General features: G+C 65.2%; 15 protein-coding genes. 8 read left to right on the forward strand and 7 right to left on the reverse strand.

The window, feature by feature from the left end; all coding sequences use genetic code 11:
* Position 1 precedes the first annotated feature (1 nt).
* The 7 genes from B7G53_RS09425 to B7G53_RS09455 all read right to left on the reverse strand — a co-directional run bounded on the left by B7G53_RS09425 (position 2) and on the right by B7G53_RS09455 (position 8,774).
* Entirely contained in the window at positions 2-1,147 is a 1,146-nt protein-coding gene (locus tag B7G53_RS09425; RefSeq protein ID WP_096666923.1) for an acyl-CoA dehydrogenase family protein, read from the reverse strand.
* Positions 1,148-1,236: 89 nt separating this feature from the next.
* Positions 1,237-2,034 (reverse strand): crotonase/enoyl-CoA hydratase family protein, encoded by a 798-nt coding sequence (locus B7G53_RS09430; RefSeq protein ID WP_096666925.1) that lies wholly within the window; start codon positions 2,032-2,034, stop codon positions 1,237-1,239.
* 86 nt (positions 2,035-2,120) lie between these two features.
* A complete protein-coding gene (locus B7G53_RS09435; protein ID WP_096666927.1) occupies positions 2,121-3,098 on the reverse strand; it encodes a hydroxymethylglutaryl-CoA lyase in 978 nt (325 codons plus the stop codon).
* A gap of 18 nt (positions 3,099-3,116) precedes the next feature.
* On the reverse strand, positions 3,117-5,114 hold the full coding sequence (locus tag B7G53_RS09440) for an acetyl/propionyl/methylcrotonyl-CoA carboxylase subunit alpha (protein ID WP_096666929.1): 1,998 nt from the start codon (positions 5,112-5,114) through the stop codon (positions 3,117-3,119).
* Between the two features lie 66 nt (positions 5,115-5,180).
* Positions 5,181-6,788, reverse strand: coding sequence for a carboxyl transferase domain-containing protein (locus tag B7G53_RS09445; protein WP_096666931.1), 1,608 nt, complete (start codon positions 6,786-6,788; stop codon positions 5,181-5,183).
* 31 nt (positions 6,789-6,819) lie between these two features.
* A complete protein-coding gene (locus B7G53_RS09450; protein WP_096666933.1) occupies positions 6,820-7,611 on the reverse strand; it encodes an enoyl-CoA hydratase/isomerase family protein in 792 nt (263 codons plus the stop codon).
* Positions 7,608-8,774, reverse strand: coding sequence for an acyl-CoA dehydrogenase family protein (locus B7G53_RS09455; RefSeq protein ID WP_096667026.1), 1,167 nt, complete (start codon positions 8,772-8,774; stop codon positions 7,608-7,610). The genes B7G53_RS09450 and B7G53_RS09455 overlap by 4 nt, the downstream gene beginning before the upstream one ends.
* 159 nt (positions 8,775-8,933) lie before the next feature.
* On the opposite strand from B7G53_RS09455, the gene B7G53_RS09460 reads away from it, so the two are divergent.
* The 8 genes from B7G53_RS09460 (at position 8,934) to B7G53_RS09495 (ending at position 18,593) form a co-directional block, all read left to right on the forward strand.
* On the forward strand, positions 8,934-10,982 hold the full coding sequence (locus tag B7G53_RS09460) for an NADPH-dependent 2,4-dienoyl-CoA reductase (RefSeq protein WP_096666935.1): 2,049 nt from the start codon (positions 8,934-8,936) through the stop codon (positions 10,980-10,982).
* A gap of 18 nt (positions 10,983-11,000) precedes the next feature.
* Entirely contained in the window at positions 11,001-12,167 is a 1,167-nt protein-coding gene (locus B7G53_RS09465; protein WP_096666937.1) for an acyl-CoA dehydrogenase family protein, read from the forward strand.
* Between the two features lie 93 nt (positions 12,168-12,260).
* Positions 12,261-13,439 carry an acyl-CoA dehydrogenase family protein gene (locus tag B7G53_RS09470; protein ID WP_096666939.1) on the forward strand — a complete coding sequence of 393 codons (1,179 nt, stop codon included), beginning with the start codon at positions 12,261-12,263 and terminating at the stop codon, positions 13,437-13,439.
* Positions 13,436-14,608, forward strand: coding sequence for an acyl-CoA dehydrogenase family protein (locus B7G53_RS09475; RefSeq protein WP_096666941.1), 1,173 nt, complete (start codon positions 13,436-13,438; stop codon positions 14,606-14,608). Before B7G53_RS09470 ends, B7G53_RS09475 begins: the two co-directional genes overlap by 4 nt.
* A gap of 56 nt (positions 14,609-14,664) precedes the next feature.
* Positions 14,665-15,585, forward strand: coding sequence for an SDR family oxidoreductase (locus B7G53_RS09480; protein ID WP_096666943.1), 921 nt, complete (start codon positions 14,665-14,667; stop codon positions 15,583-15,585).
* A gap of 98 nt (positions 15,586-15,683) precedes the next feature.
* Positions 15,684-16,541 carry a MaoC/PaaZ C-terminal domain-containing protein gene (locus B7G53_RS09485; RefSeq protein WP_096666945.1) on the forward strand — a complete coding sequence of 286 codons (858 nt, stop codon included), beginning with the start codon at positions 15,684-15,686 and terminating at the stop codon, positions 16,539-16,541.
* Between the two features lie 63 nt (positions 16,542-16,604).
* Positions 16,605-17,408: an enoyl-CoA hydratase/isomerase family protein gene (locus B7G53_RS09490; RefSeq protein ID WP_096666947.1), complete on the forward strand. Its 804-nt coding sequence runs from the start codon at positions 16,605-16,607 to the stop codon at positions 17,406-17,408.
* Positions 17,409-17,426: 18 nt separating this feature from the next.
* Positions 17,427-18,593: an acyl-CoA dehydrogenase family protein gene (locus tag B7G53_RS09495; protein WP_096666949.1), complete on the forward strand. Its 1,167-nt coding sequence runs from the start codon at positions 17,427-17,429 to the stop codon at positions 18,591-18,593.
* Positions 18,594-18,600 lie beyond the last annotated feature (7 nt).

Here is an 18,600-nt window from a genome sequence, read left to right on the forward strand (position 1 = left end):
TTCACAACCGTTTCGCCACTTCTTCGAGCATCACCTCGGTGGCACCACCGCCGATGGCCTGGACGCGGGCGTCGCGCACCATGCGCTCGATCGCGGCCTCGCGCATGTAGCCGAAGCCGCCGTGGAACTGCTGGCAGTCATAGACCACGTCGTTGACCAGCTCGCCGCACAGCGCCTTGACCATTGACACCTCCTTGACGCATTCGCGCCCCTGCGCGTCGAGCCAGGCGGCGTGGTAAACGAGCTGGCGGCCGGCCTCGACCTGCGCCGCGCGCATTGCCAGGCGCTGGCGGATGGCCTGCTTGTCCCACAGCGTGGCGCCGAAGGCCTTGCGCTCGCGCACATAGGCCAGCGTCAGCTCGATCGCGCGCGCGGCCTCGCCCATCATCTGCGCACCCAGCACCATGCGTTCGTTCTGGAAGTTGCGCATGATCTGGTAAAAGCCCTTGTTCTCGCCGCCCAGCAGGTTGGCCGCCGGGATGCGACAGTTCTCGAACACCAGCTCGGCGGTGTCGCTGCACAGCCAGCCGCTCTTGTTGAGCGCGCGCCCGACACGAAAACCCGGCGTGCCCTTATCGACGATGAAGATCGAAATGCCGCGCGAGCCCTTGGCCGTCGGGTCGGTCTTGGCGGCGACGAAATACACATCGCCATGCACGCCGTTGGTGATGAACATCTTGCTGCCGTTGAGCACCCAGTGGTCACCGTCGCGCACCGCGCGGGTGCGGATGCCGGCCACGTCGGAGCCTGCATCGGGCTCGGTGACCGCCACGGCGCAAATCTTCTCGCCGCGGATGATGGTGGGCAGGTAGCGCTCGAGCTGTTCTGGCGTGCCAAAGTTGGCCAGGTGCGGCGAGGCCATGTCGGTATGCACCATCACCGTCACGGCAAAGCCGCCGTAGGTGGAGCGGCCGAGTTCTTCGGCCAGGATCGCGCTGTACACCGTGTCGAGCTTGGAGCCGCCGTGTTGCTCGGCGTAGCGCACGCCGAGGTAGCCGAGCTCACCCATTTTGCGCAGCACCGCGCGCGGCACCATGCCTTCCTCTTCCCATGGCGCTGCCTGTGGCACCACCTCCTGCTCGACAAAGCGGCGCAGGTTGTCCCGGAACTGTCGGTGCTGCTCGTCAAAATAAATCGGTTCGTTCATTACAGGTCCTTGGAGTCCATCACCACCATCAGATTGCCGGCGCGCGCTGCATTGTCAGGGTCTGCAGAACTGAGGCATTGCCGCTTGCCTCACGGCTGCCGCCAGGAGGGCGGCCTCTTGGCGAAGAAGGCGGCGATACCTTCGCGCCCTTCTTCGGTTTCCCAAGCATCGGCCAGCTTGTCGGCGGCATAGATCATGTTGGTGGCCAGATCGTGCGAGTTTGCATAGGCGACCAGTTTCTTGGTCGCGGCCACCGCACCAGGCGCGCACTGCAACAGGTCGGCCAGTTCACGCTCGACCGCTGCATCCAGCTGGTCGGCCGCTACCACTTCGGACACCAGGCCCAGACGCTTCGCCTCAAGCGCATCCATGCGCCGCCCGGTAAGGAAAGTGCGCCGCGCGTTCGCCTCGCCCATGCGCGCGACCACATAGGGTGCGATGTTGGCCGGCAACAAGCCCAGCCGCACCTCGGTCAGCGAGTAAACGCCGCTGTCCACCGCGATGGCGATGTCGCAGACCGAAATCATGCCGACACCGCCGCCATAGGCGGGGCCGTTAACGCGTCCGATCAGCGGCATCGGCAGGTCGTTGAGTGCGCGCAGCATAAGAGCTAGATCGGCGCTCTCGGCCACGCGTTCGGCGCGCGTCTTTAACATGTTCTGCTGCATCCAGCCGAGGTCGCCGCCGGCGCAGAAAGTCTTCCCGACGCCGGTGAGCACCACCGCGCGCACAGCAGCGGCGCGGCCAAGCCAGGCAGCAGCCTGGGACAGGTCCGAAATCAACTGCGCATTCAAGGCATTGTGGGTGTCTGGCCGGTTGAGCGTGAGGCAGGCCACGCCGCGGGCGTCGACGGCAAACTGCAAGGTCTGGAAGGAAGGCGTGTTCATGGTTGGGTTCTCACAGGCGATAAACAGGGCTTGCGGCAGAGCCAGCGCCGATCGGCGGCACCCGGGTTGAGACGGCGCGCAGTCATTCAGGGCAAGGCGATCTGCGCTGCAGGGCTGCGCAAGCCGGTCAGCGAGCCGCTGTGCATCACATGGCCGACCAGGGTTCGTCCGATGATGCGCTCGGCCAGACGGGCAGCCTCGATTAGGGCATCGAGATCGATACCGGTCTCGATCCCGAGTTCATGACACATGAACACCATGTCCTCAGTACAAATGTTGCCGGCGGCGCCGCCCTGCTTGTGCCCGGCAAAGGGACAGCCGCCCAAGCCGGCGACCGAGCTATCGAACAGTCGCACCCCCATTTGCAGCGCGGCATAGACGTTGGCACCACCGACACCGCGCGTGTCGTGCAGATGCAATCCAATGCTGGTATCCGGAACGATCTCGCGCACCGCGCCGATGCGGCGCTTGATGTCTTCGGGGTTGGCCCAACCCATGGTGTCGGCCAGGTACACCGCTGGCAACGGCACACCCCGATCGGCGCAGGCATCAACCAGCCAGCGGACCTGATCGGTCACGGCTGACAGCGGAACGTCGCCACCGAGATTGCAGCCAAAAGCCGTGATCACGTAGGCTTTCTCCACCGGAATGCCCAAGGCGATGTAGCGGTCCAGCCAGCCGAGCTGGCGTTCGCGCATCTCGGCCACGCTGCAATTGTTGTTGCGCTGCGAAAACGGCTCGGTGGTGTAGAACATCAGCTTGCCGTCCAGGTCCACCTGTTCGCAGGCGCGCGCCCGCTCGAAGCCGTTGTCGTTGAGCCAGAGCGCCGTGTAGCGGGTGCCGGGACGCTTGACGATGGCGGCAAACAACTCGGACGTGTCGGCCATCTGCGGCACCGCACGCGGACTGACGAAGGACGCCACCTGGATCTGCTTCAGGCCCGAGGCCGCCAACGCGTCAATCAGCGCGGCGCGATCTGCCAGCGGATAGGTTTGCTGCTCCATCTGGAAGCCCTCGCGCGGGCCCTCCTCATGGAACTCGACGGATGCCGGTAAATCACTCATGGTAAAACTCCTCGGAAATCAGGCAGCGGTGACTTCGGCCAGCACCTGGTGGCGCTCGACCATGTCGCCGACCCGGCAGCGCAGGCTGCTCACGCTGCCTTCAAACGGCGCCGTGACGTGCAGTTCCATCTTCATCGATTCAAGCACGATCACGGTCTGGCCGACGGAGACCGTCTCGCCGACCGCCGCCTTGACCGCGACCACCTTGCCCATCATCGGCGCGCCCAGTTGCCCGCTGGCCGCCGCGTCACCGGCGGCGCCGCCCAGATAGGGTTGCGCCGTTAACACGCTGCTGCCCAGCGCACTGGCGAGCTCGACCTGCCGCGCATCGCCCCGGATCGTCAGCTCCAGCGCCCGCCCGTCGCAATGCAACAGGGAGCGCCCGGCCGCCAGCGGCTGCAGCGAGGTGTTCACTTCCTGCTCGCCAATGACCAGGGTGCAGGCACCATGAACATCACGGGCCGAAAAGCGCACCGGCCACTCGGTCGCACCGACCTTTAGCACCAGGGTCGGCTGGGGCGCGGCCTGAATTGGCCCACTGCTCAGGCGCCAGCCGGTAAAGTTGTCCCACAGGGTCCAGCAGCCCAGCGCGGGCGACTCGGCGCGCCGCTGCGCCAGCCAGTGCAGCGCCGCCGCCGCCAGGTGCTCCAGTGGAGGCGCCGCGGGGGCCAGCACGCCGCGCTGCGCATGGCGCTCGTCAATCAGGCGGGTGTGGAAAGTGGCATCGCGGGTTTCCGGCCATTCCAGCAGTTCCTGCAGGAACTCCAGGTTGGTGACCAGGCCGATCACCGTGCTCTCGCGCAATCCGGCCACCAGCGCCCGGCGCGCCGAGTCGCGATCGCTCGCGTGCGCGATGAGCTTGGCGATCATCGAATCATAGTGCGGCGAGATTTCGTCGCCGCTGTCCACGCCGGACTCGATGCGCACGCCCGCGCGCGAAAAATCGACCACCTGCAGCCGCCCGGTGGCCGGCAAAAAGCCCGCGGCGGCGTCTTCGGCGCACAGCCGGGCTTCGAAAGCGTGGCCGGTGCACTTCACGTCAGCCTGCGCCAGTGGCAAGCGGCCGGTGTCGGCAATGCGCAGTTGCAGCTCGACCAGATCAAGGCCGGTCACTTCTTCGGTCACCGGGTGCTCGACCTGCAGGCGCGGATTGACCTCCAGGAAGTAGTGCTCCTCGCCCGTGACCACGAACTCCACCGTGCCCAGGCCGCGGTAGTTCACGCCGGCGGCCAGCTTCACCGCATCGGCCAGAAGGGCGGCGCGCAGTTGGGGGCTCAGGCCGCTCGACGGCGCCTCTTCGATCACTTTTTGGTGGCGCCGCTGCAAGGTGCATTCGCGCTCGAACAGGTGAATGGCATGGCCCTGGCCGTCACCGGCCACCTGCACTTCCAGGTGGCGCACCTGCGGCAGGTAGCGCTCGACGATCAATTCGCCGTTGCCGAAAGATTTTTCCGCCTCCCGCATGGCACTCTCGATGCGTCCTTCCAGCCCGTCCAGCGTGTCGATCACCGCCATGCCGCGGCCGCCGCCGCCGGCCACGGCCTTGAGCAGCACCGGCAGCGTCATGCCGCGCACCAGATTCAACACCTCGGCCGGGTCGGTCATGCCGCTTTCGCTGCCGGGGATGACCGGCACGCCCAGGCGGGCCGCCTCGCGCTTGGCGCTGGCTTTGCCACCGACACGTTCGATGGTCTCGGCCCGGGGGCCGATGAAAGTGAGTCCGGCGGCTTCGAGCGCGCGCACGAAGTCCGCGTTCTCCGAAACGAAGCCATAGCCCGGGTGCACGGCGTCGGCGCCGACGCGCCGGGCCGCCGCGATGATGGCCTCGATGTTCAGATAACTTTCGCTCGGCGCGGCGCCCCCGAGTTCGACCGATTCACCGATTTCGCGCACATGGCGGGCTAGACGGTCGGCACTGGAATGCACGGTGGCCACTTCCAGGCCGAGCTTGCGGCAGGTGCGGGCAATGCGGCAGGCGATCTCGCCGCGGTTGGCAATGAGGACTTTTTTAATCATGTCCGACTCCCGCGGCGAATTGGATCATCAAGACGGTAAGGATGCGTTGCATGGCTGGCGTCCTGGTTAGAAACGGAAGACACCGAACGGCGTCGGTTTGGCGGCAGTACGGGATGCGAGGTCGAGCAGCAGCCCCATGGCGTCGCGTGTTTCCACCGGATCGATGATGCCGTCCACCCACAAATTCGAGGAGAAGTTTTTCGCCGGCTGGAAGTCTTCGTAAATCTTGCGCACCGGGGCCTTGAACGCCTCTTCTTCCTCGGGCGTCCACTCTTTTCCCTCGGTCTTGTTGATCTGTTTGCGCACCAGCGCCATCACAGTGGCGGCCTGATCCGGACCCATGATGGCCGCGCGGCCGGTCGGCCAGGCAAACATCGCGGTCGGATTGAACGGGCGGCCGCACATCGCCAGGTAGCCGGCGCCGTAAGAGGCGCCCATGATGATGGTGTACTTGGGCACGTTGGCCGACGCCATGGCCGTGATCATCTTGGCGCCGGCCTTGGCGATGCCGGCCTGCTCGGCGGCGCGCCCGACCATGAAACCGGTCACATCGGCCATGAACAGCAGCGGGATGTCGCGCTGGCAGCACAAATCAATGAAGTGCGCCGCCTTCATCGCGCTGTCCGGGAACAGCACGCCCTGGTTGGCCAGGATGCCGACCTCGTGGCCATGGATGCGCGCAAAGCCGGTCAGCAGGGTGTCGCCGTACATCGGCTTGAATTCCTGAAACCGGCTGTCGTCGACAAAACGCGCCAGAATCTCGCGCGTGTCGGTCGGAATCTTGGTGTCGCGGCTGATGATGCCGTAAATCTCGCGCGGATCGAAGCGCGGCGGCAGCGACGGCTGGCGCGTCCAGCGTGGCTTGGGCTGCTCGCCCAGGTCCCGTACGATTTCACGCGTGATGGCCAGCGCGTGGCGGTCATCTTCGGCGATGTGGTCGGTGACGCCGCTGACACTGCAGTGCATCTTGGCGCCGCCCAGCGACTCGGCATCCACCGTCTCGCCGGTGGCGGCAAAGGTCAGCTCGGGACCGCCGAGGTACATATAGCCCTGCTCCTTAACAATCACCGCCTCGTCGCACAGCGCCGGGATGTAGGCGCCACCCGCCGTGCAGGGGCCCATCACCACGGCAATCTGCTGGATGCCTTCGGCCGACATGCGAACCTGGTTGTTGAAAATGCTGCCGAACTGCCCCACATCGGGAAAGATGTTGGCCATTTCCGGCAGGAAGGCGCCACCACTGTCCACCAGCGTGATGCAGGGCAAGCGGTGTGCCCAGGCAATCTGCTGCGCCCGCACATGCTTCTTGCAGGTCATGCCGTAGTAGGTGCCGCCCTTCACGGTGGCGTCGTTGGCGATGATCATGCACGCTCGACCCTGCACCAGGCCGATGCCGGTGATGATGCTGGCGCCCGGCGGCACGCCGTCGTACATGCCTTCGCCGGCCAGCATGCCGACCTCCAGGAAAGGCGAACCCGGATCGAGCAGCACTTCGACGCGATGCCGCGGCAGGATCTTGTTGCGCGCCAGGTGTTTTTCCCGCGCTTTCAGGGGGCCACCGGCCAGCGCCTGTTGGCGACGACTCTGCAGGTTCGCGATCACGGCCTCGTAGGCTTGGCGGTTGAGCCGAAACTCGTCGTCAGAAGTCGACACACGTGAAGAAAGAATGGTCATAGTCGCTCTTGCGTCGGTTCGTAAAAAAGTATCAGGGCTTGAACACGGGGGTGCGGCGGGCTTCGAACGCCGCCAGGCCCTCGCTGACGTCGTCGTCCATCAGGGCGGCACTGGCCAGGTCTTCTTCCAGCTGGAGGCCGACCTCCAATGAGCCCTCCATGCCCTGGCGCGCCAGGCGCTTCATGGTCGCCATGCCGATGCGGCTGCGCGTGGCGATCTTGGTGCAGTACGCCAGCGCCTCTTCGTGCAGCTTGTCGGGCTCGACCACGTAATTGACCAAGCCCCACTGTTCGGCAGTGGCGGCATCGATCCAGCGCGCCGAGAAAAACATGTCCAAGCCGCGGCGCAGGCCAACGATGCGCGCAAAGCGCTGGCTGCCGCCCCAGCCGGGAATCAGGCCGAACTGGGCATGCTGGTCGCCAAAGCGCGCGTCCCTGGCCGCAAAGATGATGTCGCAGGCCAGCATCAGTTCACTGCCACCGGCCAGGGTCAGGCCCTGGCAGGCCGCCACCACCGGCAGATCGCTGCGCTCCAGGCGCTTGAGCACGCTGTGGCCATAGCTGATGAACTGCTTGAGTTTGGCCGGGTCAGCGCGCAGCAACTTCACCTCGTCGAGGTCGGCGCCGGTGCAGAAATGCTTGCCTTGCGAGCGGATCAAGATGGCGCGCACACCGGAGCCGGGTTTCTCGAATTCGTCAACCGCCGCCTCGATGCCCGCATGAACGGACATCGACAGACAATTGAATTTCTCGGGGCGTGCCAACTCGATGATGCCGACCGCACCGGAACAAGTGACGACGACAGGAGGGGGAACCTGACTCATTTCTTGCTCTCCTTGGCATACTGCACGGCGGCGCGGCCCACGCGCTCGCGGGCAACGATCAGCTTCATGATTTGCGCCGTGCCGTCGCCGATTTCCAGGCCCATCACATCGCGCAGGCGCTGCTGGTGCGGCAGGTCCATCGACCAGCCGTAGTGACCAAACGTGAGCAGGCACTGGTGGATCGTGTCAAACGCCGTTTTGGGGCCCATCCACTTGACCATGGCGGCTTCCGCGGTGTGCGGCTGGCCGGCGTCGCGCAAGGCCAGACCGTGGTAACAAAGCTGGCGGCAGGCGGCGATCAGGGTCTCGAATTCGACAATCGGAAAACTCACGCCCTGGTACTGCGCCAGCGGTGCACCAAAGGTGTGACGCTCCTTCACGTACTCCCAGGTCTCGTCGATCGACGCCTGCGCGGCGGCCACGCATTGGAGCGCGATCAGGATGCGGCTGAAGTCAAAGCCCTGCATCACCTGCGTGAAGCCCTTGCCCTCCGCGCCCAGCCGGTTCTCGACCGGCACCCGCACGTCGTCGAAAAACACCGAGCCACGGCCGATGATCTTGCTGCCGACGTCGTTGAAGCGCGTGCGCTGCACGCCTTTCTGGTTCAGGTCCACCAGGAACGCGCTGATGCCGCGCGCGCCCTCCTCGGGCTTGCCGGTGCGCGCGAACAACACAATGGCATCGGCCTGATCGGCAAAGGTGATAGAGGTCTTCTCGCCGGAAAGCACGTACTCGTCGCCAACGCGACGCGCCTTGAGTTGCAGATTGGCGGCATCCGAGCCGCCCCGCGGTTCGGTCAAACCCAGAGCGACGATGGCCTCGCCCGCCACGATCCGGCTGTTCCAGGTGCGCGCCAGCTCGGGGGACGCATTGGCATGAATGATGGCACCCATCAGCGAACTGAGCAACTGCATGTAGCTGACGTTGAAGTCGCCATAGGCAATTTCCTCGGTGATGATGCCGGCCGTGACACCACTCAAGCCCAAGCCGCCATATTCCTCGGGCAGATCAACGCCGATCAGACCGAGTGAACCCATTTCCTTGAACAGCGCACGGTCGATGCCCGGTTGCGATTCGCGCTTCTGGTAATCGGGCCTGAGCCTCTCTCTCGCAAAGCGGCGCGCCACGTCACGCAGCGCAATCTGGTCGTCATCGAACATCATGGGTAATACCTCCTTGCTGACTGTTGTCGAAATCGCCGCCTGCATCACACCGTCAATCCGGACGAAGAATTTGAGGTGCTCGCCAATTGCATGGCTGGTCGACGCCGTATGATATATCATCGAACAGGTGTTAGTTAGATTTTCAAGGAAACTTTCTCGATGTCCACCGAAGCTACTGTTTTCTTTCCGACGCTACTCTCCACCCTGAAGGTCGGCGCGCACACCCTTGGCAACCGGACGCTGATGGGCTCGATGCACACACGTCTGGAGTCGCTGGACCGCTCCATCGACCGGCTGTCCCTGTTCTATGCCGAGCGGGCACGCGGTGGTGCGGGCCTGATCGTCACCGGCGGCTATGCCCCCTGCCAGGATGGCCTGCTGGATGAAACCGGCCCCCTGCTTGTCACGACGGAGCAGGCCGATGCGCTCAAACCGATTCCGCAGGCGGTGCATGCCGAGGGCGGCAAGATCATTCTGCAAATCCTGCATACAGGCCGCTACGCAAAAGTCGCCAGGCCCGTCGGAGCCTCCGAAATTCCCTCTCCCATCAACCCGCGCGCGCCGCGCGCCCTGAGCACGGCCGAAGTCTGGCAAACGATTGAGGACTATGTGCGCTGCGCCGAACTCGCGCAACGCGCCGGCTTCGATGGCGTCGAGATCATGGGCTCGGAGGGCTACCTGCTCAACCAGTTCACCGTCACGCGCACCAACAAGCGCGGCGACGAATTTGGCGGCAGCATGGAAAACCGCCATCGCCTGCCGGTGGAGATCGTTCGTCGCACGCGTGCCCGGGTGGGTCCAGAGTTTCTGCTGATGTTCCGGGTCTCGGCGCTTGATCTGGTCGAGGGCGGCGCCCCGGCTGACGAAATCGCCCATCTCGCCCAGGCGGTGCAGGCTGCTGGCGCCGATATTATTAACACCGGCATCGGCTGGCACGAAGCCCGCATCCCGACCATTGCCTACGTTGTACCGCGTGCCGCCTGGCGCTTCGCCGCGGCCCGCATCAAAAAAGCGGTGACGATTCCCGTCATCGTCTCCAACCGCATCAACACCCCGGAAGTGGCCGAAGACATTCTGGCCAGCGGCGACGCCGACATGGTGTCGATGGCCCGCCCCTTCCTGGCCGACGCCGACTTCGTGCGCAAGGCGGCCGAGGGTCGCGCCGACGAGATCAACACCTGCATCGCCTGCAACCAGGCCTGTCTCGACTACATCTTCTCCGAGCGCCCGGCCACCTGCCTGGTCAACCCGCGCGCCGGGCGTGAGCTGGAGTTTTCACTATTGCCGCCACGGGCCGTGCCGCGCACGGTGGCGGTGATCGGCGCCGGCGCGGCCGGGTTGGCCTGCGCGCTGACCGCCGCCGAGCGCGGCCACGCGGTCACCCTGTTCGAAGCCGGTCCCGAGATCGGCGGCCAGTTGAACCTGGCCCGGGCCGTGCCGGGCAAGCAGGAGTTCAATGAACTGCTGCGCTACTTCAAGCAAGGCGTGGCGCGGCATGGCGTGACGCTCAAGCTCAATACCCGGGCGGATGCCCCCGCTCTCGTCAACGGCCACTACGACCGCATCGTGGTGGCCACCGGCGTGCGCCCGCGCACGCCGCAGATCCCGGGCATAGCTCACCCGAAAGTGGTGAGCTATGCCGACCTGCTGTCGGGCCGGGCACAGGCCGGCCGCAAGGTGGCCGTGATCGGCGCCGGCGGCATCGGCTTCGACGTGGCAACGTTCCTGCTGCACGAAACGCCGCCCGATGGCCCCCGGCCGCAGACGGTCGCGCAGTTTCAGTCCGAATGGGGTGTCGACACCTCGCCCACAGCCGCAGGCGGCCTCAAACCGATGCAGTCCGTCAGCTCGCCACGCGAAGTCACCCTGTTGCAGCGCAAGCCGGAAAAACCCGGGCGCAGCCTGGGCATGACCACCGGCTGGGCGATCAAGGCCGAGCTGGCGCGGCGCGGCCTGCGCACGCTCTCGGGCTGCAGCTATGAACGCATCGACGACGCCGGATTGCATCTGAGCGTCAACGGCGTGCCACAGACGCTGGAGGTGGACACCATCGTCCTGTGCGCCGGTCAGGACAGCGAGAACGCATTGCTTGCCGAACTGCGCGCGCTCGGCCTCACGCCCGATCTGATCGGCGGGGCCGAGCTGGCCACCGAACTCGATGCCTTGCGCGCCATTGACCAGGGCACGCGCCTCGGTCTGGCCCTCTGAACCCACTCGAGCATCCCCATGGATTTCACACCCAACCCAGAGCACGAATCCATCCGCGAGGCCATCGGTAAAATCTGCGCCCGCTTCGACGACGGCTACTGGCTCGAACGCGACAGGGTTGGCGGCTTTCCGCACGAGCTGCACCGCGCCCTGGCCGATGGCGGCTGGCTCGGCATTTGCCTGCCGCAGGAATATGGCGGCGGCGGGCTGGGCATCAGTGAAGCCACCGTGATGATGCAGGCCATCTCGCAGTCGGGCGCCGGGCTGTCGGGCGCATCGGCGGTGCACATGAACATTTTCGGCCTGCAGCCGGTGGCCGTGTTCGGCAACGAGGCGCAGAAACGCCGCATGCTGCCGCCGCTGATCCAGGGCAAGGAAAAAGCCTGCTTCGCCGTCACCGAGCCCAACACCGGGCTGAACACGACCCGTCTGAAAACCCGAGCCGAACGGGCAGGCGACCACTATGTGCTGTCCGGCCAGAAGGTCTGGATCTCGACCGCCCAGGTGGCCGAGAAGATGCTCATTCTGGCGCGCACCACGCCGATCGAGGACTGCAAGAAACCGACCTTCGGCCTGAGCCTGTTCTACACCGACCTGGACCGCCGTTTTGTCGAGGTGCGTGAAATCGACAAGATGGGGCGCAAGGCGGTGGATTCGAACCAGGTCTTCATCGACGGGCTGCGGGTGCCGCTGGAAGACCGCATTGGTGAAGAGGGGCGCGGCTTCGAATACATCCTGCATGGCATGAACCCCGAACGGGTGCTGATCGCCGGCGAAGCGGTCGGCCTGGGCCGCAAGGCGCTGGAAGTGGCCGTCAAGTACGCCGGTGAACGCGTGGTCTTTGACCGGCCCATCGGGCAGAACCAGTCGATCCAGCATCCGCTGGCGCAATCATGGATGGAGCTTGAGGCCGCCGAGATGATGGCGATGCGCGCGGCCTGGAAATACGACAATGGCCTGCCCTGCGGCGCCGATGCCAATGCCGCCAAGTACATGGCGGCCGAGGCCGGTTTCAACGCCTGCCAGCGCGCCATGGCCACGCTCGGCGGTTATGGCTACGCGAAGGAGTACCACGTCGAACGCTACCTGCGCGAAATGATGATCCCGCGCGTTGCGCCGATCAGCCCGCAACTCATCCTGTGCTTCATCGCCGAGAAGGTGCTGGGCCTGCCCAAATCCTATTGACATTCACGAGCCCACGACCGATTTTCTTTCTGCCAAGGCCAGCAATGCCCTCGTCAATACCCTCTTTTAACCCATGACACCACCCACCCCATCATGACCACCACTCCCGACAGCGAACACGCTGAACAACTGAATGAACAACTGAACATGCTGCGCGAGAGCGCGCTGAGTTTCGCCACCAAGGAATCTCCACTGACTCGCGCCCGCGCCCTGCGCCGGCAGACGCCGGGCTTCGAACGCCGCTTCTGGGGCGCCCTGGCCGAGCAAGGCTGGACCGGGCTGCTGGTACCCGAAGCCATGGGCGGCTACGAGCAAGGCTTCGCCGAAATGGCCGAGGTGGTCGCCGCGCTCGCCACGCAGGTCGCGCCCGAGCCGGTGGTACCGGTGCTGGTCTTCGCGGGCCGCCTGCTGGCCCATGCGGGCAGCACCGAAACCGCCACCCGCCTGCTCACCGAAATGGCCGAAGGCCGCACCCTGCCCGCCGTGGCCTGGCAGGAAGACGTCACCGGCGCCAAAGACCGGCCAGGCCAGGCGACCACCCGGCTGGAGCGCCAGGCCGACGCCCTGCTGTTAAATGGCAACAAGCGCCATGTGCGCCCCGGCGCCGGCGCCGACGGCTATATCGTCAGCGCCACCGGTCCCCAAGGCCTGGCCCTGGTGTGGGTGCCTGCCGATGCGGCCGGCCTCGCCGTGAGCAGCCAGCCGCTGGCCGACGGCAGCTATGCCGCCCAGCTCGACCTCAACAAGGTTCGCCTGCCCGCCAACCACCTGCTGGCCGAAGGGCCCACGGCCGTGGCCGCCCTAACCCGTGCCTACGACGAAACCCTGATCATGACCAGCGTCGAACTGCTGGCCCTGGTGCGCAGCATGCTGGCCATGACGCAGGACTACCTGCGCACGCGCATCCAGTTCGGCAAGCCGATTGGCACTTTCCAGTCGCTGCAGCACCGCGCCGTCGACCTGCTGATCCAGCAGGAACTGACCGCCAGCATCGTGACCCAGGCCCTGGCCCTGCTCGACGCCCCGGACGGCGACGCCAGCGCGCGCTCGGCCCTGGCCAGCCGCGTCAAGTCGCGCGCATCGGACGCCGGCTTGCAGGTGGCGCGCGAAGCCGTGCAACTGCACGGCGCCATCGGCGTGACCGACGAGTACGACCTGGGCCTGTACCTGCAGCGCGCCCTGGTGCTGGCTGCCTGGCTGGGCAACGGCACCCAGCAACGCCGCCGCTACGCCAGCCTCACCCGCAACACCACCGCGCAGGAACACGCATGAACACCATCTCATCCACCACCAGCACCGACTGGAATGCGCTGGACAACGACAGCTTCCGCGCCACCGTGCGCGAATTTTTCGAAACCCGGTATCCGGGCGAACTGCGTTACCCCAAACGGCGGCTGCGCTGGTCCGAAATCGGGCACTGGTACCTGACGCTCTCGAAAAAAGGCTGGGTTGCGCCGAGCTGGCCCACGCAATACGGCGGCATGGGCCTGAGTCCCGAGAAGCTCATCATCTTCATTGAAGAGCAGGAGCGCTGGGGCGTGGCGCGCGCGCCCGACATGGGCATCACCATGGTCGGCCCGCTGCTGATCAACCACGGTGACGAGGCGCAGCGCAGCTCTTATCTGCCCAAGATCATCGCTGGCGAGCACATCTGGTGCCAGGGTTACTCGGAACCCAATTCGGGCTCCGACCTGGCCAGCCTGCGCACCGAAGCCGTGGCCGATGGCGACGACTTCATCGTCAACGGGCAAAAGACCTGGACCACGCTGGCGCAGGACGCCACCCACATCTTCCTGCTGGTGCGTACCGACAAATCAGCCAAGAAGCAGGAGGGCATCAGCTTCCTGCTGGCCGACATGAAAACGCCAGGCATCACGGTGCGCCCCATCCGCAACATCGCGGGCGCCGAAGATTTCTGCGAGGTTTTCCTGGAGAACGTGCGCGTGCCGCGCAGCAGCATCGTGGGTGAGTTGAACAAGGGCTGGACCATCGCCAAGGCGCTGCTCGGCTTCGAGCGCATCTTCCTGGGCAGCCCCAAGCAAAGCCAGTACGCGCTGGCGCGGGTGCAGGAAGCCGCGCAGCGCCTCGGCCTGTTCGAGGACACCGGCTTCGTGGACCGATACATCAAACTGGCACTGGACGTGGCCGACCTGGGCGCGCTCTACGGCCGCTTCATCGAGCAGGTCAAGCGCGGCGAAACCCTGGGCCCCGATGTCTCCATGCTCAAGCTCTTCGCCACCGAAACCTATTCGCGCCTGGCCGACCTGCTGGTGGATGTCATGGGCTCGAGCGGCGGCACGCCCGGCTCCATTGACCTACCGGGTGGCGCGGTCGATGCCCTCACCACCTTCTACAACGCGCGCCCGGCCACCATCTACGGCGGCAGCAACGAAGTGCAGCGCAACATCCTGGCCGCCAGCGTGCTGAAGCTGCCGTCATGAGCGCCGCACGGCCGCCACCGTCTGACTTATCTACATCAACAACCAGGAGTCATTTCATGAACAAAGGCATCATGCTGCAAGACAAGGTGGCCGTGGTCACCGGCGCGGGCCGGGGCATCGGCCGCGACATCGCATTGATGATGGCGGCGCAGGGCGCCAAGGTGGTGGTCAACGACATCGGCGCCTCGGTCGGCGGCGAAGGCAGCGACGCCAGCCCCGGCCAGCAAGTGGTCAACGAGATCAAGGCTGCTGGCGGCCAGGCCGTGCTCAGCACCGACAGCGTCTCGACCTGGCCCACGGCCAACCGCATCATCGAGTGCGCGGCCGACACCTTCGGGCGCATCGACATTGTGGTCAACAACGCCGGTATCCTGCGCGACCGCCTGTTCTTCAACATGTCACCCGAGGAGTGGAGCGCCGTGATCGACGTGCACCTCAACGGCAGCTTCTTCACCTCGCGCGCGGCCGCCCCGCACTTCAAGACGCAAAAATCGGGCGCCTACGTGCACATGACCTCGACCTCGGGCCTGATCGGCAACCTGGGCCAGGCCAACTATGCCGCCGCCAAGCTGGGCATCGTGGCCATGTCGCGCCACATCGCCGGCGACATGCAGCGCTACAACGTGCGCTCCAACTGCATCTCGCCTTTTGCCTGGAGCCGCATGATAGGCGCCATCCCCACCGACACGCCCGAGCAGCAGGCCCGCGTGGAAAAACTGAAAAAACTCGGCACCGAGCAGATTGCGCCCATGGCCACCTTTCTGGCCAGCGATGCCGCGGCCGACGTCACGGCCCAGATCTTCGCCGTGCGCGGCAACGAGATCTTCCTCATGAGCCAGTCGCGCCCGATCCGCGGCATGCACACCAGCGAAGGCTGGACACCCGAGACCATCGCCGAGCGCGTGCTGCCCGCGATGAAGCAGAACTTCTATCCACTGGAGAGCTCGAACATCGTGTTCTCCTGGGACCCGGTCTGAGATGCGCGCCCCGACGTTTGCGGCTTTGCCGCTGCACTGCCCCCCGGGGGGGACTTGCCCTTCTTGGGGCGACCCGGCGAAGTGCGGCGCCTAGCATCATGGCGATCAACTACGAGCACCTGATGGCATGGCCGTTCGAGGACGTGCGCCATCGCTACACGCAACGCGACACCATGCTGTATGCGCTGGGCATCGGCCTGGGCAGCGACCCGACCAACGAGACCGAGCTGCGCTTTGTCTATGAAAAGGACCTGCTGGCGCTGCCCACGCTGCCGGTGGTGCTGGGCTACCCGGGCATGTGGCTCAAGGACCCGGCCACCGGCGTTGACTGGGTGCGGCTGGTGCATGGCGAACAGGGCCTGCGCCTGCACCGGCCGGTGCCACCCGAGGGCGAGGTGATCGGGCGCACGCGGGTGAGCCAGATCATCGACAAGGGGCCTGGCAAGGGCTCGCTGATTTACACCGAGCGCGCGGTGACTGACGCCGCCAGCGGCGCGCTACTGGCGACGCTGAGCTCGACCACCTTCTGCCGCGCCGACGGCGGCTTTGGTGGCCCGGCCGGCCCCGTCAAAGCCGTGCACGAGCTGCCCGCGCGCGCGGCCGACCACAGCACCGATTTCGCCACACAGCCACGCGCCGCGCTGATCTACCGGCTCTCGGGCGACTACAACCCGCTGCATGCGGAGCCGGCAGTGGCGCGCGCGGCCGGCTTCGAGCGGCCCATCCTGCACGGCCTGGCCACCTATGGCATTGCCGGTTGGGCCCTCACCCAAAGCGTGTGCGGCGGCGACCCGAGCGCCCTGCAGTCGCTGGATGTGCGCTTTTCGTCACCGGTTTATCCCGGCGAAACGATACGCACCGAGATCTGGGTGGATGGCAAGGTCGTGTCGTTCCGCGCCCGCGCCGTCGAACGCGACATCGTCGTGCTGAACAACGGCCGCGCCGAGCTGCGCTGACATTCACTGATCTTTCTTCTCCCCTTTTTCCCAACTTTCCCATTTTTTTCAAGGAGCCTCAAGATGAACTACGCTGACTTTCAATTCCTCAAGTTCGAAAACAAGCCCAATGGCGTGCTGTTGATCACCATCAACCGCCCCGAGGTGATGAACGCCACCAATGCCCGCCTGCATTGGGAACTGACCAAGGTCTGGGGCGTCGTCAATGACGATCCAAAAACCAAGGTGGCGGTCATCACCGGTGCCGGCGACCAGGCCTTCTCGGCTGGTGGCGACCTGGATTGGGTAGGCAACATGGTCGGCAACCCCAAGGAAATCGCCAACACCATGACCGAGGCTGCGGACGTGGTCTACAACATGATGGCCTGCGACAAGCCCATCATCTCGGCCATCAATGGCGTGGCCGTGGGTGCCGGTCTGGCGGTGGCCTTCCTGGCCGACATCAGCATCATGGCCGAGGAGGCCAAGGTCACCGACGGCCACGTCAAGATCGGTGTCGCCGCCGGCGACCACGCCGCGATCCTGTGGCCGCTGCTGTGCGGCATGGCCAAGGCCAAGTACTACCTGCTGACAGCCGATTTCGTAACCGGCAAGGAAGCCGAGCGCATCGGCCTGGTCAGCCTGTGCGTGCCGCGCGCCGAGCTGATGGACAAGGCGATGGCCGTGGCCAACAAGCTGGCCAATGGCAGCCAGCAGGCGATCCGCTTCACCAAGCGCTCCCTGAACGGCTGGATGAACCTGGCGCGCCCGATTTTCGAGAGTTCACTGGCGATGGAGATGCTGTGCTTCCTGGGTGAGGACGCCAAGGAAGGCGTGGCCTCGGTACGCGAGAAGCGCGCGCCCAAGTTCCCTTCCGCCCAACTGTAAATTAAGAAAGGAGTCCCCATGGATTTCAACCTGACCCAGGAACAACGGATGATCTACGAGTACGGCGACCGTATCTCGAAGCAGTTCGACCACAACTACTGGAGAGGCTACGCCGAGAAGAACGAGCGCCCGACCGAACTGTACAAACAGATCACCGACGATGGCTTTCTCGGCATCATGGTGCCCGAGGCCTATGGCGGTGCCGGCCAGGGCATGACCGAGATGCTGCTGTTCATGGAAGGACTTTCCAACAACGGCATTCCGCTGCTGAATCTGGTGGTCGGCCCCACCATGACCATGGGCCTGCTGGCCAAGCATGCCAGCGAGGACATGAAGCGCCGCTTTCTGCCGGGCGGCTGCACCGGCGAGATCAAGTTCTGCTTCGCCATCACCGAACCCAACGCCGGCTCGAACTCGATCGAGATCACCAGCATCGCCAAGTCCGACGGCAAGGGCGGCTTCAAGCTCAACGGCCAGAAGGTCTTCATCACCGATGCCAATTGCGCCGACTACGCCATGGTCGTCACCCGCACCACGGCGCGCGCCGACGTGAAGAAGAAGACCGACGGCTTCACCATCTTCATGGTCGACATGAAGAAGAAGGGCATCAGCAAGACGCTGATTCCGATTGCGTTCCCGGTGCCCGAGACGCAGTGGCAGGTGTTCTTTGACGACGTGGCGCTGACCGAAGCCGACGTGCTGGGTGAGGTCGGCAAGGGCTTCAACATCCTGTTCGACACCCTCAACCCCGAGCGCATCATCCTGTCGGGCCTGTGCACCGGCGTCGGCCGCTTCGCACTGAAGAAGGCCGTGGCCTACGCCAACGACCGCAAGGTGTTCAACAATACCCCCATCGGCGCCTACCAGGGCGTGCAGCACCCGCTGGCGATGGCGCGCAGCGAGATCGAGATGGCTTCGCTGATGGCGCTCAAGGCCGCTTGGGCTTTCGACCAGGGCCTGCCCGCCGGCGAATTTGCCAACATGGCCAAGTACGCCGCCGCCGAGGCCGGCATTCACGCCGTCGACAGCGCGATCCAGTGCTTCGGCGGCAACGGTTTCACCAAGGAATACGGCATGTACGATCTGTACGGCCTGGTGCGCCTGCTGCGCACCGCGCCGCTGAACCGTGAAATGGTGCTCAACCACATTGCCGAGCACGTGATGGGCCTGCCGCGCTCGTACTGACAGCCGC

Source organism: Polaromonas sp. AET17H-212, assembly GCF_002379085.1.
In the GTDB taxonomy this organism is placed as follows: domain Bacteria; phylum Pseudomonadota; class Gammaproteobacteria; order Burkholderiales; family Burkholderiaceae_C; genus Polaromonas.